This is a genomic window from Allobaculum fili, assembly GCF_020969955.1.
Classification (GTDB): Bacteria; Bacillota_I; Bacilli_A; order Erysipelotrichales; family Erysipelotrichaceae; genus Allobaculum; species Allobaculum fili.
Genome location: NZ_JAHDSX010000028.1, coordinates 1 through 15,500 on the forward strand (window position 1 = coordinate 1; position 15,500 = coordinate 15,500).

Annotated in this window: 11 protein-coding genes; 9 read left to right on the forward strand and 2 right to left on the reverse strand. The window is 51.1% G+C overall.

What is annotated here, in order from left to right; genetic code table 11:
- Positions 1-331: 331 nt before the first annotated feature.
- Positions 332-1,993, reverse strand: a complete 1,662-nt coding sequence (locus tag Afil_RS07120; protein ID WP_230267881.1) for an Rqc2 family fibronectin-binding protein — start codon at positions 1,991-1,993, stop codon at positions 332-334.
- Positions 1,994-2,026: 33 nt separating this feature from the next.
- Positions 2,027-2,314 (reverse strand): hypothetical protein, encoded by a 288-nt coding sequence (locus Afil_RS07125; protein ID WP_230267882.1) that lies wholly within the window; start codon positions 2,312-2,314, stop codon positions 2,027-2,029.
- 183 nt (positions 2,315-2,497) lie between these two features.
- Between Afil_RS07125 and gmk the strand changes: the two genes are divergently transcribed.
- From gmk to Afil_RS07170, 9 genes are all read left to right on the forward strand, one after another.
- Complete coding sequence (gene gmk / locus Afil_RS07130) at positions 2,498-3,070, forward strand: guanylate kinase (RefSeq protein WP_230267883.1); 573 nt, start codon at positions 2,498-2,500, stop codon at positions 3,068-3,070.
- Positions 3,071-3,219: 149 nt separating this feature from the next.
- The gene (gene rimP, locus Afil_RS07135; protein WP_230267884.1) at positions 3,220-3,678 is read left to right on the forward strand and encodes a ribosome maturation factor RimP; all 459 of its coding nucleotides are present in this window, start codon (positions 3,220-3,222) and stop codon (positions 3,676-3,678) included.
- Between the two features lie 13 nt (positions 3,679-3,691).
- Entirely contained in the window at positions 3,692-5,530 is a 1,839-nt protein-coding gene (nusA, locus tag Afil_RS07140; RefSeq protein ID WP_230267885.1) for a transcription termination factor NusA, read from the forward strand.
- A 255-nt stretch (positions 5,531-5,785) separates the two neighbouring features.
- Positions 5,786-6,046: an RNase P modulator RnpM gene (rnpM, locus tag Afil_RS07145; protein WP_230267886.1), complete on the forward strand. Its 261-nt coding sequence runs from the start codon at positions 5,786-5,788 to the stop codon at positions 6,044-6,046.
- Positions 6,036-6,380: a L7Ae/L30e/S12e/Gadd45 family ribosomal protein gene (locus tag Afil_RS07150; protein WP_230267887.1), complete on the forward strand. Its 345-nt coding sequence runs from the start codon at positions 6,036-6,038 to the stop codon at positions 6,378-6,380. Before rnpM ends, Afil_RS07150 begins: the two co-directional genes overlap by 11 nt.
- Positions 6,381-6,571: 191 nt before the next feature.
- Positions 6,572-8,452, forward strand: coding sequence for a translation initiation factor IF-2 (gene infB / locus Afil_RS07155; RefSeq protein ID WP_230267888.1), 1,881 nt, complete (start codon positions 6,572-6,574; stop codon positions 8,450-8,452).
- The gene (rbfA, locus tag Afil_RS07160; protein ID WP_230267889.1) at positions 8,442-8,864 is read left to right on the forward strand and encodes a 30S ribosome-binding factor RbfA; all 423 of its coding nucleotides are present in this window, start codon (positions 8,442-8,444) and stop codon (positions 8,862-8,864) included. The genes infB and rbfA overlap by 11 nt, the downstream gene beginning before the upstream one ends.
- 34 nt (positions 8,865-8,898) lie before the next feature.
- Complete coding sequence (locus Afil_RS07165) at positions 8,899-9,849, forward strand: zinc-dependent peptidase (protein WP_230267890.1); 951 nt, start codon at positions 8,899-8,901, stop codon at positions 9,847-9,849.
- Between the two features lie 282 nt (positions 9,850-10,131).
- Positions 10,132-15,357: a GDSL-type esterase/lipase family protein gene (locus Afil_RS07170; RefSeq protein WP_230267891.1), complete on the forward strand. Its 5,226-nt coding sequence runs from the start codon at positions 10,132-10,134 to the stop codon at positions 15,355-15,357.
- The last annotated feature ends 143 nt before the right edge of the window (positions 15,358-15,500 follow it).

Consider the following 15,500-nt stretch of genomic DNA (forward strand, 5'->3'; position numbering starts at 1 on the left):
TTTGGAAAGGGGGAAAAATGACCCCCTTCAAGCTCCGCTGGATTATGGCCTGAAGGGCCCGCGATTTTTGTCAATAATCTCATTTGTACAAGTTTTGAAACTTCCTAAACTTCCTGCCACAAAAAAAAGACAAATTATCTCAAATGGATAATTTGGCAATCTACAAAACCGTTAACCGAATGGCATTGTCTTCGAACTGAATTCTCAGGAATTCGAAACGAAGACGTTTATCTTTTATCTAAAGCAAATTTGGACGGAGCAGGAAAGCTGTGTCAGAAAAGGTGAGGCAGCTTGAGAAACTGCTTTCCGGGCGCTATGCGGAACGTACGAATTACTGTTCGTTTTCCGACAGATCGAGACGCGCCTTTCCGGTTTTAAGCGCCGTTTCGATGACATGCGCATCCGGATCGATATAAATGGTTTTGAACGATTTCATCGTCGTAAAGCCGGGGCCTTTTCCCGGAACCTTCCTGAGCTGGTTAATCCGGGTGTAGTCGACCGGCACGCTCGAAGAATAGCGGCCTTTGGAAAACCAGGCGGCCAGCATGGCGCAGAAGCGAATTTCTTCTTCACTCGGATGTTCGCTCTGCAGCACGACATGGGAGCCGTGATAATCCTTGACGTGAAACCAGAGATCGCTGCGTCTGGCCAGCGTCCAGGTAATGTACTGGTTCTGGAGATTGTTCTTGCCGGCGTAAATGGTCGAATCGCCCATTTTCAGAACGACGATATTGGGCATCTTTTTCTTCTTGCGCCGCATCGCATCTTTTTTGAGATGCAGAACATGCCGGTCCGCCAGTTCCTGGCGGATTTCCAGAACGTCATCGGCGCTGCAGTATTTGAGCTGCTCGGCAAGCATCTGGAAGTATTCGAGCTGATTGGCGCACTGCTCCACCTGCTCGGCGAGAATTTCGCGACCGCGCTTAAGCTTGCGGTACCTGTGATAGTAAATGTTCGCGTTGTCCTTGATCGAATAGCGCGGATCCAGATCGATTTCCAGCTTATCGCCGGTATCGAACGATTCCAGCGTCACGTGCGAAGACTTTGGCAGATCGAGATGGGCAAACAGCGCGTCGCCGATCTGACGCATTTCGTCATACCCGTACGATTCTTCCAGCGACTCTTCCAGACGCGGGAGCTTTTTGGACAGCTTGCGGATTTCTCGATCCACGGCTTTGAAGACATCGCCGCACTGCAGGGAAATGCGCCGGCGGTTTTCATCGGCTTCAAACTGCGTTTCCAGCCCTTCCATCAGGGGGAGGGACGTCCAGGGCGTCTGGAGATGTTCAAAGGGAAGCACATGGAATTCCTTGCCGGTCCGATACAGAAGATCGGAATGCGTCATCTCGTCGTAAATTTCTTCATACGTCTGTCCGTTTTGCATGCGGTACAGAAATTCACGGGAAAGCGCGGGCGAAAAGCCTTCAATCTGGCTGACCAGTGAACGGTCCGGATCGATCGTAACCGGCGGTTCGGGCATCTGCCGTTCCGGTTTTTGCGGCAGCGTGTAAAGCGCCCCCGGATGCAGCAGACGCTTGGAATTTTCGTAGACCGGAATTCGCTTGAGACAGTCGATAATTGTCTGGTCTCTGGAATCGACGAGAATCAGGTTGGCATATTTGCCCATCATTTCCGCATACAGATCGTATTCGACGCGATCGGAAAACTCATTGGACGCCACGATATGAAAACGGACTATCCGGTCGTATCCCATCTGTTCAATGGCTGTGATATAGCCCTGCGAAATGCGTTTGCGCAAAAGCATGACAAAGGGGGAAGGATTGGGCAGAACGTCCTTGTTTTTTTCGTCCAGATAAAGACGGCACGTGTTGGAATGCGCGCAAAGCGCCAGCCTGGCGCTGCCTTTTTGCGGCTTATGCAAGAAGAGCAGAATCTCTTCATCGCTAAGACTCTGAATTTTTCCAATTTTGGCTCCTTCGTATTCCTGAAGCTTATTTACGACGCGTGAAAGCAGAAGACCGTCAAAGGGCATACGCCTACCTCCTTGTCCGCTTGGGACTGATTTTTATAAAAGAAATGCAGAAATTTCTTCAAATCCTGAATTCTCGTATAGTATAGAGAAAATCCTGATGCAAACAAAACGACAGGAAAATAGAGCAGCGCAGCCGCATACGCCAGCGTCTGGCGGGGGCAGCGGTTCTTTTCCTGTTCTGCGGCTTTTCTTACAGCAGCTATGCGTCAATGGACGTGCGGCATAGGAATGGAAGTTCGCAGATTCCCGTTTTAAAATCGCGGTATTTTCCCGTTCTGGCTTCAGAGTTTCTGGAAGAGCACGAAATTCCGTATTTTTCATTCGGCCGGTTTTCTTTTTTACTGGTCTGGCTCACGCCAATCCGAAAAAGAAACGAATACGAAACATGCCTTAAACAATACAGAAGCGGATGAGCAGCTGTGAATGGTCTGTGCAAACAGAGCAGCCTTCAGCCAGAACGTGCAGGAAAGCGCAAATTAAAATCAGACAGAAGGAAGGATTACAATGAACGACACAAAACACGATGCCCGCATTTACATTCTCAGCGGCCCAAGCGGGGTAGGAAAGCGGACGATCCGGGAAAATCTCGACATGGATGCGCTGAATATGGTCAATTCCGTATCGTGGACCACGCGCGATCCGCGCCCGGAAGACATCGAAGGCGTTACCTATCATTTCGCAACGCCGGAAGAATTTGAAAAAGCCGCAGCCAATGATGAATTTGCGGAACACGCCGGCTTTGCCGATCACGCGTATGGAACCCCGCGTTCGGAAATCGAGAAAAACCGGAAAGCTGGACGCAATGTCATGCTCGAAATTGAAGTGCAGGGCGCGAAACAGGTCATGAACAACTACCCGGAAGCCGTTTCGATTTTCCTCGTTCCGCCTACGCTTGAAGATCTTGAAAACCGTCTGCGCAGCCGGAGCACGGAATCGGAAGAAGCCATTCAGGCAAGACTTGCCAGAGCCAGAGAAGAAATGGCCATGCAGGGTGAATACCAGTATGTCGTTGTCAACGACGACGCGCAGAGAGCGGCCGATGAAGTGGCATCCATCATCCGAAAGACAGCGCTCTAAAAAGGCAAGAATAAAGGGAAAATCACTTCTTTGCCCATTGACTTTTCAGGGCCTTTGCTTGAAGGTCCTTGCCTGCAGTGCTAAACTGATCGTGTTATCAATCCCAAGGGAGCGGACATCCGCTCCCTTCGATTTTGTAAGGAGAGAGAATGGATAATCTGAAAACCCTGATTGAGCCTGCCCTGAAAGAAAAGGGCTGCATGTTGTATGAGCTCGAATGGGACACCAAAATGAGGCCCCCGATTCTTCGCGTCATGATCGACCGTGAAGACGAGCCCATTGATCTCGACATCTGCGCCGAGTGTTCCGAAGCACTTTCCGTGCTGTTAGACGAAGCGGACGCGATCCCTGGCGAATATATGCTGGAAGTATGCTCCCCAGGCGCTGAACGGCTCCTGAAAACCGAAAAGCAGATCCAGAACCAGGTCGGCAAGTATGTACGGATCGAACTGATCCAGGAGCAGGATCACGTCAAGGAAATTTTCGGCAAACTCGATGCGGCGGATGAGAACGAACTGAAAATCAGCACGTTTATCAAGGGCCGTCCGAAAAAATACCAGGTCAGACGAGACAATATCGCGCACATTCGCAGCGCTGTAAAAGTTTAATACAGAGGAAGATATGCCTAACAAAGCAATGAAAGAAAAGAAACCAACAAAAACCAAACGCAATTCAAAATCCAGGGAACTCGAAGCGGATGCAAAAACAGCGCAGGAAGCGCTCGAAGCCATCAAGTCCTTCCGCAATCTCTCGCCGGAAGTTCTTACCTCCGCTCTCAATGACGCCATCGAAGTCGGCTACCGCAAATCCCACGGTCTGAAAACCGCGAGAATTCGTACCGAACTCGATCCCAAGGGCGGCCTGAAGGCCTTCCGGATCTGGGACGTTGTGGAAACGGTAGAAGATCCGGAAACCCAGCTCGATGTCGAAGAAGCCAAGGACATTACCCCAAATCCGATCGTGGGCCAGGTTCTTGAAGAAGAAGCCGATATCGAAGACTTCGTTCGCAACGATATCTCGACCGTAAAGAGCGTTATGCTCCAGAAATTCAAGGATGCTGAAAAACAGGAAATTTTTGAAGAGTACCGTGACCGCGTCAGCGACATGGTCGACGGTCTGATTCATTCCGTAGAAAATAATTTCGTCATGGTTCGTCTGGGCGCCGATCAGGAAGGCAAGCTTCAGCCCGGTGCAACCGACGCCGTCATGCGCAAATCTGACCAGATTCCTGGTGAAGAGTACATCGAAGGCAAAATGATCCGCGTGGTCATCACAAAAGTCGACAAGGAATCCAAGGGCGCCATGGTAATGGTCAGCCGTTCCTGCAACGACATGATCAAGCGCCTGTTTGAAAAGGAAGTCGCCGAAATTTCTTCCGGAACGATCGAAATCAAGGCGATCGCCCGCGACCCGGGACTCCGCGCCAAGATGGCCGTCATTTCCAACAACGAAAACATCGATCCGATCGGTGCCTGCATCGGTCCGGGCGGAAGCCGTGTCCGTGCAGTATCTTCGAATCTGAACGGGGAGAAAATCGACATTTTCGAATGGTCCGACGATCTGCAGCAGCTCGTAGCCAACGCGCTCTCGCCTGCGCAGGGTGTTCAGATTTTCCCGCATGAAAAAGCCGCCGATAAACTCGGCAGCGAAAAAGTCCGCCGCTCCACACGCGACCGCAATCCGAACGACGATTCCCGTACGCTGGTTGCTGCCGTACCAGACAATCAGCTGTCCCTGGCCATCGGCAAAAAAGGACAGAACGCCCGTCTGGCGTACAAGCTGACTGGCTACCGCATCGATATCCGCTCCCAGAGCGAACTCGATGAACTTGGTATCGACTGGAGAGGGTACGTAGAAGAAATGCATCGCGAGTACGAAGAAAAGAAAGCCCGCGAACGCGCCTACAAGCAGCAGAAGCGTATCGAAGAACTGCAGAACTCCAACGAACCGACCGCCAATATCGCCGATGTAGCCGACTACGACTACGATGTCGATTACGACGATCGTCACCTCGACCGCATGGATACGCTCGCCAGCCGCGAAGCGCAGTACGAAAGCGAAGCCGAACCGGCAAACGAAGCGCCGAAAACCGCAGAGTCCAGTGTCAGCGTTAAGGAAAAGGAACTCGACGAAATGGAAGAAGCGGCACGCATCGCCAAGGAAAAACGCAAATCGCTCAGCGAAAAGCGTACGACGTACGTGTCCAAGTTTGAATCTGCTGCCGAAGCGCCAAAAGCTGAACCCGCAAAACCCGCTAAACCTTCCAAAGGCAAGGATGACGCGAAAAAAGAAAAAGACGAGCGCCGCAAGGAACGCAAGAAACCGGCCTTCAACGTACTTCATCCGATTTACACCGATGAAGAGCTCGCTGAAATCGAAGACAACGAAATCGAAGAAGAAGAAAATCGTTACAGCGACGATATCGACTACGAAGATTACGATTCCTACTACGAAGAATAAGCGGATCGCTTCTTCTTCTGAAAACTTGCACAGACCTGTATTCCAAGGACAGCACAGGCTATTTCTTTTCAAAACCTGTGTGTCTGTGTAAACTTGTCAAAGCGGTCTGAAAGACCGCAAGTCAGGCAGAGACAGCCTTAGCCTGATGGCATATCCATATTCTGAATTTGATTTCCATCCCAGGAGGGGGAATCCAATCCGAAACTGGAACCGAATATGCCAAGTAAGCCCTGACTGGAAAGGAGATCGATCGCCATGAGAAAAATTCCGATGAGAAAATGCGTCGTGACGCAGGAGAGATTTCCCAAAAAGGATCTGATCCGGGTCGTGCACACCCCGGAAGGGGAAGTGCTCGTCGACGCGACCGGCAAGAAAAACGGCCGCGGCGCCTATATCCAGAAATCTATGGAAACGCTGGAAAAAGCCAAAAAGAACAAAGCGCTCGCCAGAGCCCTCGAGTGTGAGATTCCAGATGCGGTCTATGAAAAACTGGAGCTGATGATCCGTGCCGGCTGATGCGACGGTTTCTCTTTTAGGACTCTGTATTCGAGCCGGAAAGTTTGCTAAAGGCGATGCCCTGATTCCCGCAATCTCTTCCAGAAAAGCAAAAGCGGTCGTAATCAGTTCCGCCTGCGGTGCAAACCGGACGAAAAAACTGCATGACAAATGTTCGTTTTATTCCATACCGTGCTACACCCTCGAAGCCGATCGCTACGATCAGCTTGGCAGCAAAGCCGGAAATTCCATCGCCATTCTCGACGCCGGATTTGCCAGAGGGATCGAAAAGTACTTAACGCCCGATCCCCTCGCCAAACGTGAAGAAACGCAGGATGGAGAATCTTTGTCATAAAAAGAATTTACAAATTCCCTTCGCAAGTCTGTCTATTTCGATGTTCGTACTGGAGTGATTCAAGCTTGAGTACATTCCGAGTACGCCGTAAAAGACAGAAGAGCGAAGTCTTCCCAGAAGCATAGGAAAAACAGACTGTCCGCCTTTGGACAGAACTTCTGTTTTCGTTTTTAGAAAAGGATGGTGATTGAATGGCCAATAAGCCAGCAAGACGCAAGCCGGGAAACAATAACCGGAATCGTAACAACAACAATCGCGGAGGATCGCGCAATAACAATAACAACCGCCCTTCCAGACCGAGAATCGAGTATCCAAAGGAAATTACCTACTCGCTTCCGATCACGGTCGGTGAACTTGCCGAACTGATGAAAAGAAACTCATCTGAACTGATCAAGTTCCTTTTTCTGCTCGGTAACATGTGCACGATCAATACGCCGCTGAGCGATGACGAAATCGAACTGATTTCCGAAGAGTTCAAGGTGAAGGCCAACAAGGAAGTTGTTGTTGACGAAGATGATATCGAAGACCAGATTGCCAACCGTGAATTCGATGAGAAAGATCTTAAACCGCGTCCGCCTGTTGTCACCATCATGGGTCATGTCGATCACGGAAAAACTACCCTGCTCGATACCATTCGTTCCGCCCACGTCGTAAAAGGCGAATTTGGCGGAATTACCCAGCACATCGGTGCCTACCAGGTCAGCCTGAACGGCCGTAAGGTTACGTTCCTGGATACGCCGGGTCACGAAGCGTTTACCGCCATGCGAGCTCGCGGTGCCCAGATTACCGATATCGTCGTTCTGATCGTCGCAGCCGATGACGGTGTCATGCCGCAGACGAAAGAGTCGATCGACCACGCCCGTGCAGCCGGGGTACCAATCGTCGTTGCCGTCAACAAGATCGATAAACCAGGTGCCAACCCGGACCGTGTCATGAGCGAACTCGCCAACGAGGGCGTCATGCCGGAAGAATGGGGCGGCGATACGATTTTCAACCAGATTTCCGCACGCAGCGGTCAGGGCGTAAACGACCTGCTCGAATCCCTGCTTCTCGTTGCCGATATGCAGGAGCTGAAAGCCAACCCGGATGCAGCCGCCAGCGGTACCGTTATTGAAGCCAAGCTCGATAAAGGCCGCGGACCGGTCGCTACGCTGCTCGTTCAGCAGGGTACGCTCCACTCCGGCGATTCTCTCGTTGCCGGAACCGCCTATGGCCGTATCCGTAAGATGACTTCGGATAAGGGTATGGAACTCAAGAGTGCAGGACCGTCGACTCCAGTCGAAATTATCGGTCTGAACGAAGTGCCGCGTGCAGGCGATGTGTTCATGGTTTACGATTCCTATAAAAAGGCTGCTGAGATTGCCGGTCACCGTCAGTCCAAGCAGATTGAATCGGAACGTGCTTCTTCCTCTGCCCGCTCTCTGGAAGATATGGCCCGCATGATCAGCGAAGGCGATATGAAGGAAATCAACGTCCTCATCAAAGCCGACGTTCAGGGTTCTGCAGAGGCCCTGAAAGCCTCGATCGAAAAGCTGGCTGTGGATACCGTCAAAGTCAACGTCATCCGTTCGACCGTCGGTTCCATCACCGAATCGGATATCATGCTCGCTTCCGCGTCGAACGCCATCATTTACGGATTCAACATCCGTCCGACAGCAGCCGTTCGTAAGAAAGCGGAAGAAGAAGGCGTGGAAATCCGACTGCACAACATTATTTACAAGGCACTTGAAGAACTTGAAGGCCTGATGAAAGGCATGCTCGCCCCGGTTTACGAAGAAGTCGTTACCGGTCAGGCAGAAGTTCGTCAGATTTATAAGGCATCCAAAGTCGGAACCATCGCTGGTTCGTACGTAACCGACGGCGTGATTCGCCATAACTCCTCATGCCGCCTGATCCGCGATGGCATTGTTGTCTACACCGGCAAGCTGGGATCCCTGCGTCGTTTCGATAAGGACGTGAAGGAAGTCAGCCAGGGCTTTGAATGCGGTATGACAATTGAAAACTTCAACGACATCAAAGTCGGCGATATCATTGAAGCTTTCGAAGATCAGGAAGTTAAAAATGACGCTTAAACAGGACAGAATGGATCAGATCCTCAAAAAGGAGATCAGTCGGATTCTTCAGTTCGAACTGAAAAACCCGAAACTCGGCTTCGTGACCGTTACGGATGTGGAATGCACCCGCGATATGTCGCAGGCGAAAGTATACGTCTCCTTTCTGGGAAAACAGGAACGCAATGATGCCGGAATGAAAGTGCTGCAGGCCTCGAAAGGCTTTATCCGCAGTACGCTCGCCCGCAACATCAAAGCGCGCAAGATGCCGGATTTGATTTTTGTTCAGGATACCTCTCTCGATCAGGGCCGCAAGATCGACTCGATTCTGAGTTCTCTGAATAAGAACAGCAGCGAAACCATGGCATCCAAAGAAGCCAGAGAAGCGAAAGCCCACGCGGCTGACGCAGAAGAGAAAACCGAAGAAAACTAAGGCTTTCTCTTCTGGACGCATTTGACCCATAGAAATGAAAAATAAACCGCAAGGCAGGAAGAGTTCTCTTTCTGCCTTCTTCGTATCGCTGCTGTACGGACTTTTTGCTGGATCGCTCTTTCTTTTCCTGATCGTTTTTGCCGGCGATTTTGAGATCATCTGGAAACAGGCCATATCCTCTCCGGCACTGATCGTTCCCTCGCTGACCGTGGGGGGCACGGTTTTTCTCTTTTTCCTGTTTCGAAAGCGTAAAATTCTGTCTTTTCTCATTTCGGCAGCGGGCGTGGCGGCGTTTTGCGGCTATTTCGTCTATCTGCTTCATACGCCGGTTCCGTTTATTCAGCTGATTACCGTGCGCGACTCGGCTGTCCAGCAGACGCTGCAGCAGTCCTCATCCCTCTTTGAAAACTGCGTGCAGGAAGGCAATGAACATCCGGCGGTCTATTTTGAAGTGAGCGATCAGGCATCTATGCCGGGCGACGCGGAAAAGAAGGCGATCGTGCAGATGATTCACGAACTGCCCTCCGCTCTGAAAAAGCAGGCGGCTGGAATTTATTTTCTGAGCGAAAACTCGTTCAACCAGGCGATCGAGCAGGAGACGAATATTGATGCAGCCGGTTTTTCACGTGCGTCCAACTTCACCGCCGCCATCAAGGTGCCGGATCTGAACCGGTCGGAATACCTTACGTATTTTCGAAACGGAAGAACATGCAGTCTTTCCAGTCCGGAAAGCTTTAAGGAGACGATCGTTCACGAACTGGTCCATTTGGCGGATGTACGAACGCACGGATCGACGCTGCGCATATCCTCTTTGCCGCGCTGGAAAGAAATTTATGAGACGCAAAAAGATCTCTTCGGTGAATATGGAGCGACGAACCGCAGCGAATTTTTCGCGGAAGCCGGCGTCTACTATTTCCTGTATCCGGATTTATTAAAAGAAATGAGTCCGGCCGTATATGACTTTTTCTTCGAATATCTCGGATAGAAATCTTACTTTCTTCTTCTGCGGGAACGTCTTTCGTGCTCTGCCTGTATAATCCACAACTGTACAAATTTCTTTGAATGGTTTTCTCTGTTTTCGAACAGAGAAAGCCGTTTTTCATTTCTGTGAAATCGTTTTTAGAACGGCTGTCAAAAGGAAACAGGCAAGAAAGATAAATTTAAAGAAATCAGACAATCGATTGTACATATTGATTGGAGGAAATTTTCACAATGACTGCTTCGGTATAATTCAGATAAATTCTGCAAAAGAGAAAGGAAAACAACGATGAACAGAAAAACTGTATTCAAAAAGGTTTCTGTCCTGGCTCTTGCGCTGTCCATGACGATGACAACCCCTGCCTACACGCTTGTAATGCCGGTCCTTGCCAGTGAAGAAACCACCCTGAAAACAGAAGTACAGATTACCGATCTGACGGTGAAATCCGGTCTGAAAAAAACGGATCTGTCCTTTACGCTGCCCGAAAACGCCGACAGCGCACTGACGTACAAAGTGTATCGCGGAACCAAAGTCGATGAACTGAGCGAAATCGGAACCGCCAGCGTATCGGAAGGAAAGGGCACCTTTACCGATACCGACAGCGTCACAGACAAACTGTATTTTTATCGGATTCAGGCGGGGGATGCCAGTCAGAGCGTTGCCTCCGAAGTGCAGTACAGCCAGACGGCTGCTGGCATGGATTCAATCGCCAACGCCCCGTTTTATAAAGATACGTCCAAAATCGAGTTCGATAACAGCACGTTGGTCGAGCTGACCCCCGAAGAAATCAGCACCTTCCGGGATATGGACAAACCGACGATTTTCGTAAAAGCTGCGCCTAAGGAAAACGTGACCCATACCCAGATGTTTTTCATGGCCAAGGATACGGCGGGAGCAGGCGGCAATGCAAACCGGATTTACTTTCAGCTCAGTAAAATTGCTGACAATACGTATCAGCCGCAGTTTGCCTGGAACGGTGTCGCCTATGCGGGAGATGTCTCACGCTTCAAAGGCGGCGAAACGCATATCTGCGCTCTGGGCTATACGTCCGATAACAAGATTTCTCTAGTCAGTGACGATCCCGCACAGTCGCGGACCCAGTTTACACGCGAGGCGACCGGCTTTAAGGCAATTAACAATCTGGATGAAGCCACGCTCGGCGGCTGGAAAGTCAGCGGTACACCTGCGACAACAAATTATTTTGAAGGAACGATCGATTACGTAGCCATTACGGATGAGGCGATCAGCGAGCAGGAACTGCGTTCTTTTGTAACCTACAAGCCTGAGACCAGAACTTTCTCCATCGCGCTGGATGCAGGAGAGGGAAGTCTTGAGGCCGAGATGCCGTCTGTAACCAAAGCGGCAAGTGCCGTCGTTCTGACCATTCCCGAAGCCGCGCCAACCAAAGCGGGCAGCACCTTTACCGGATGGACGGCCAACGGAAAATCGTATCAGCCTGGAGAGCCTGTTATCCTCGATGCCAATGCGCCTGTGCTGTCTTTACAGGCGGCGTATCAGGATGACGGCACGACCGATCCGGAAGAACCCGATCCCGTTACGCTTCCAGTTCTTCAGGCTAAAGGCCGTTATCAGGAAACGGTTCTCTCGATCGAGCGTCCGCAAGACGATACGAAAATTTACAGTATTCTTCGTGCCGAAGAAGAAGGCGGAACGTATGCGCAGGTCGGAACGATCGATGGATCTTCCTATTCGTTTATTGATACCGGTCTGACCAACGAAAAAGCGTACTTTTATAAACTCCAGAATGGAAATACGATCTCGAATGCAGCCGTAACGGCCACGCCGGGCAAAACCGCCTTTATCAAAAATGCGGAAGCGCATAAAACGCTGGCCGAAAACGAACAGAGCTTTGATGGATCCCGTACTGTTTCGATGAGCGATCAGCTCGATGCCGTTAAAGATCTCGAAGACGGATCGATCATTCTCCGCTTCAAAATGGACGAAGCTGGAGCGGAACGCTATGCCTTTACCGCCTCCAGCAGCAGGAACCTCATTAACAGCGGTCTTCCCAACGCCAATAACCTGCTTTATATGGGGCACAACGACAAGGGACAGGCACGGGTGAACATCAATGCCCTGCGCGGAGCAGCCGGAAGCAATCTGAGTGATGGACAGTGGCATACCGCCGTTCTCGCTTCCGATACCGCAAGCGGATTTGATGCGTATCTGGCTGTCGATGGCAATGAGATCCTCTCTTTTGCGGATACGACCGGTACCAATGCGAAAGCCTTCCTGAAGGGAATTTCTGAACTCGATCGTCTGGAAATCGGCGGCTATACCGGCGCCAGCGGTGTGGAATCCGGCTTTAAGGGCGACATCGAGTACGTTTCAATTTCTTCCCAGAAACTGACGAAGGAACAGGCCAAGGCGCTTTCGATGGAATCTTCCGCCAATCTGCGCAGGGACATGTTCTCCAATTCCACCGAAAACACCTGGCTCTTTGTCGGCGGAGCGGATACGGAAGGCGACTTTGATCAGATCGGCGATATTCGTCCGTACTCCAATCAGTTTGAAGAATTCGTTCGCTGGGACAGACGAAGCGATAACGGCTTTGCGACGATGCGTTACGTCACAAACGGTGCAGCCGCCGGAAATGATCTGAAAAAAACGATCGAAAAACTCGACCGACAGCTGCAGGTCGTTCATCCGCGCGCCGTTGTGTATCTCTCATCCAAAGAAGATCTGGATGCCTATGCGACCGCTTCGGACAAAGCCGCGTGGATTGCCGGCTATAAAGCCGACCTGAAGACGCTGCTGGACAAAGCGACCGCTTCGGACGGAGTGAATACGTATCTCGTTTTACAGACACCGTATGTTACCGAGGATGCATCCAATCCCGATGCACAGAAGGTACTTGCCGATGCGATGAAAGACTTCCGCAGTTCGCTTTCCAGCGAACTGGCCGGTCATGTTCTTATCGTCGATCATTCCAGTCAGCCGCTCGCCAATTCTGCCGATCAGCCGACCGTGAAAAACGGGCTTCTGACCGGACTTGGCCAGTACCGCCTCGCTAAACAGTTCGCACAGACCGTTTATGGATCCAGCAATTTCGCCTGGGGCGAAGACTATATTGACTCGCATGTCCTTTCGGATATTCCTGTCTATAAAGCTCTTGCAACGGCTCCGTTTACAGCCGATTTCACCGGGGCTGACGGACTGAACGTGACATTAGGTAGCGCTTCGGTATTTGAAGGCAGAAACTATGTTCTCGAAGCACAGGGCGAAGATCTGAAACTTACTGTTCCGGTCGAAGCGGGAAAGACAGTCACGCTTCCTGTATCCGAGGGCACCTGGACGCTGACCTGTGTCGAATCGAACAAGAATTCCCGAACACAGTCGTATTCCATTTCCAAAGGCCAGACTGCGGCTTCGCTTGTCCCCGTTAAAATGGACGAAGCCGACAAAACGGAACTGCAGAAAAAAGTGACGGCCCTGCTCGAATCGAAGACGCCGCTGACCTGGCTGTTTATCGGCGACTCGATTACCCATGGCGCGCTCCATACCCATGGATACGACTCCATTACCCAGAATTTCCAGAAGTATCTCGACGATCCAAACGGTCTGAATCGTCCGGATGATCTCGTGATCAACACGGCGGTTTCCGGAGCGAAAGCTGTCGATACGATGACGGAACCGAACCTTTCGGCACGCATTAAAAACTATACGCCGGATATCGCCATTCTCATGCTGGGCATGAACGACAGCGGCATTTCGAAAGAACAGTACAAAATCAACATGCAGGCGAACATTGACGCGGTGAAGGAAAAGAACCCGAACGCGCTGCTCGTGCTGCGCATCTGCAATACCGTTCCCGGACGTGCGTCGGTATCGAATGCGAACGACAACTATCCGCAGGCGATTCGAGAACTGGCACAGACCAACAACGCGATTGTGGTTGATCACGCGATGACATGGGATACGTACCGTTCGCTGTATGGCACAACCGCTTCGGGCGGAGCAGCCAACTTCAACAATAACAATCTCCATCCCAACGGCATCGGTCAGCGCATGATGTTTGTCGATCTCATCCAGGCACTCGGCCTGTACGATGAATCCAGCACGATCTGTACACAGCGTTATGATTTTGCGACGGAAACCTCCAGTACAAAACCGAACGTCACCAGTCCGCAGCCGGGTGTTATTCAAGTCGATCTGACCAGTCTGGCTGCTGCGGATACGATTGGAACGGCAGAAGTCACCGTTACGGTTGACGGAATTGCCTATACCAAAAGGTATAACAAACTTTCTTCCGCCAGTACGACGATCGTCTTTGACAATCTGCCCAAGGGAAAGAACGCCGCAGCCGATGTGACCATCTCGAACTCCAGCACGAAAACGATCCAGTATGCGCAAAGCGATCCAGTAACGATCACGGATACGCTGGCTCCCTTTACCGCCGTACTTACCGATGCGAAAGGCGGCTATTCCAGCGTCACCCTGACCATGGAAATTCCAGCCGGCAAGCAGGTCAGCGTTCTTCGCAGCGAAAGCCGCAGCGGAACGTATACGGAAATTGGTACGGCAAGCGAAAGTGAATACGTCGACCATTCCGTCAGCCCGGAAAAGACGTATTTCTATAAACTGAAATGGACCGATACGACCGATCACGAAACGGAAGTCAAGGAAGTACAGACGGGCATGGATGCGTACAAAGCCAGTGCCGAAGTGTATCGCGGCCTCAAAGGAGAAAGCTTTGACGGTGCCAAAGTCATTGAACTGAATGCACAGGAAGTCAGTGCCATTAAAAATATGCCAAGCGGCAGCATCTTCTTCCGCATCAAGACATCTCAGCTTGCGGATATGGCGGTCATTTCCGGAAAAGCGGCAGCAGATACGGCGGTTCTCTATCAGTCCGACCAGTCTTCCAACATTGGCCTGAAAAATCTGAACGGTACGTCCGTCCTTCGTGCCGATCTCTCCCACACACGTGCCGAAAAAGCAGCAGCCCCGCAGCTGAATGATGACGAATGGCACAATGTCGTCGTGGTGTCCAATCCAGGCACATCGAAAACGTTCTGCGTCTACATCGACGGCAAGAACATCGGCTTCGAATTTGACGGCGCGAACAACGCCGGCCTTCTCAGCAAGCTGTCGAAAATGGATCAGATCACCATCGGCGGCGTCAAAAACGGAAATACGATTCTTGGCGGCTTCAACGGTTCGATCCGGGATGTAATCTTCTCCAAAGAAGCGTTCAGCCGCGAACAGGGCATGGCCATCACGGCAGAAAAATATGTCGAAGATACCGAGCCGGAACCGGAACCAGAACTGGATAAGCGTGTTCTGAAAACCACGCTCGACAAAGCACAGGCGCTGAAAGGTACCTTTTCCAATAAGGATCAGGCGTTTACGCAGGCAGTAACGAGTGCGCAGACCGTTTACGACACCGCTGCAGAGCAGACAGCAATCGATGCCGCGGCCAAAGCCTTAAACGAAAAACTGCTCGCTCTGCGCCTCGTCCCTTCCAAAGACGCGCTCGCCTCTCTTTCCTAATCGAAGAAAACGCATCAAAGAAACAAAATTCGTTTCGATGCTTCGAAGCACGTTTCCCCGATTTTTAACGGCACAAATGAACCACAAAACCCCCTCGTGATTGCAGACGAAGGGGTTTTTTCGGTTTTTGAATAAGGAGAAAA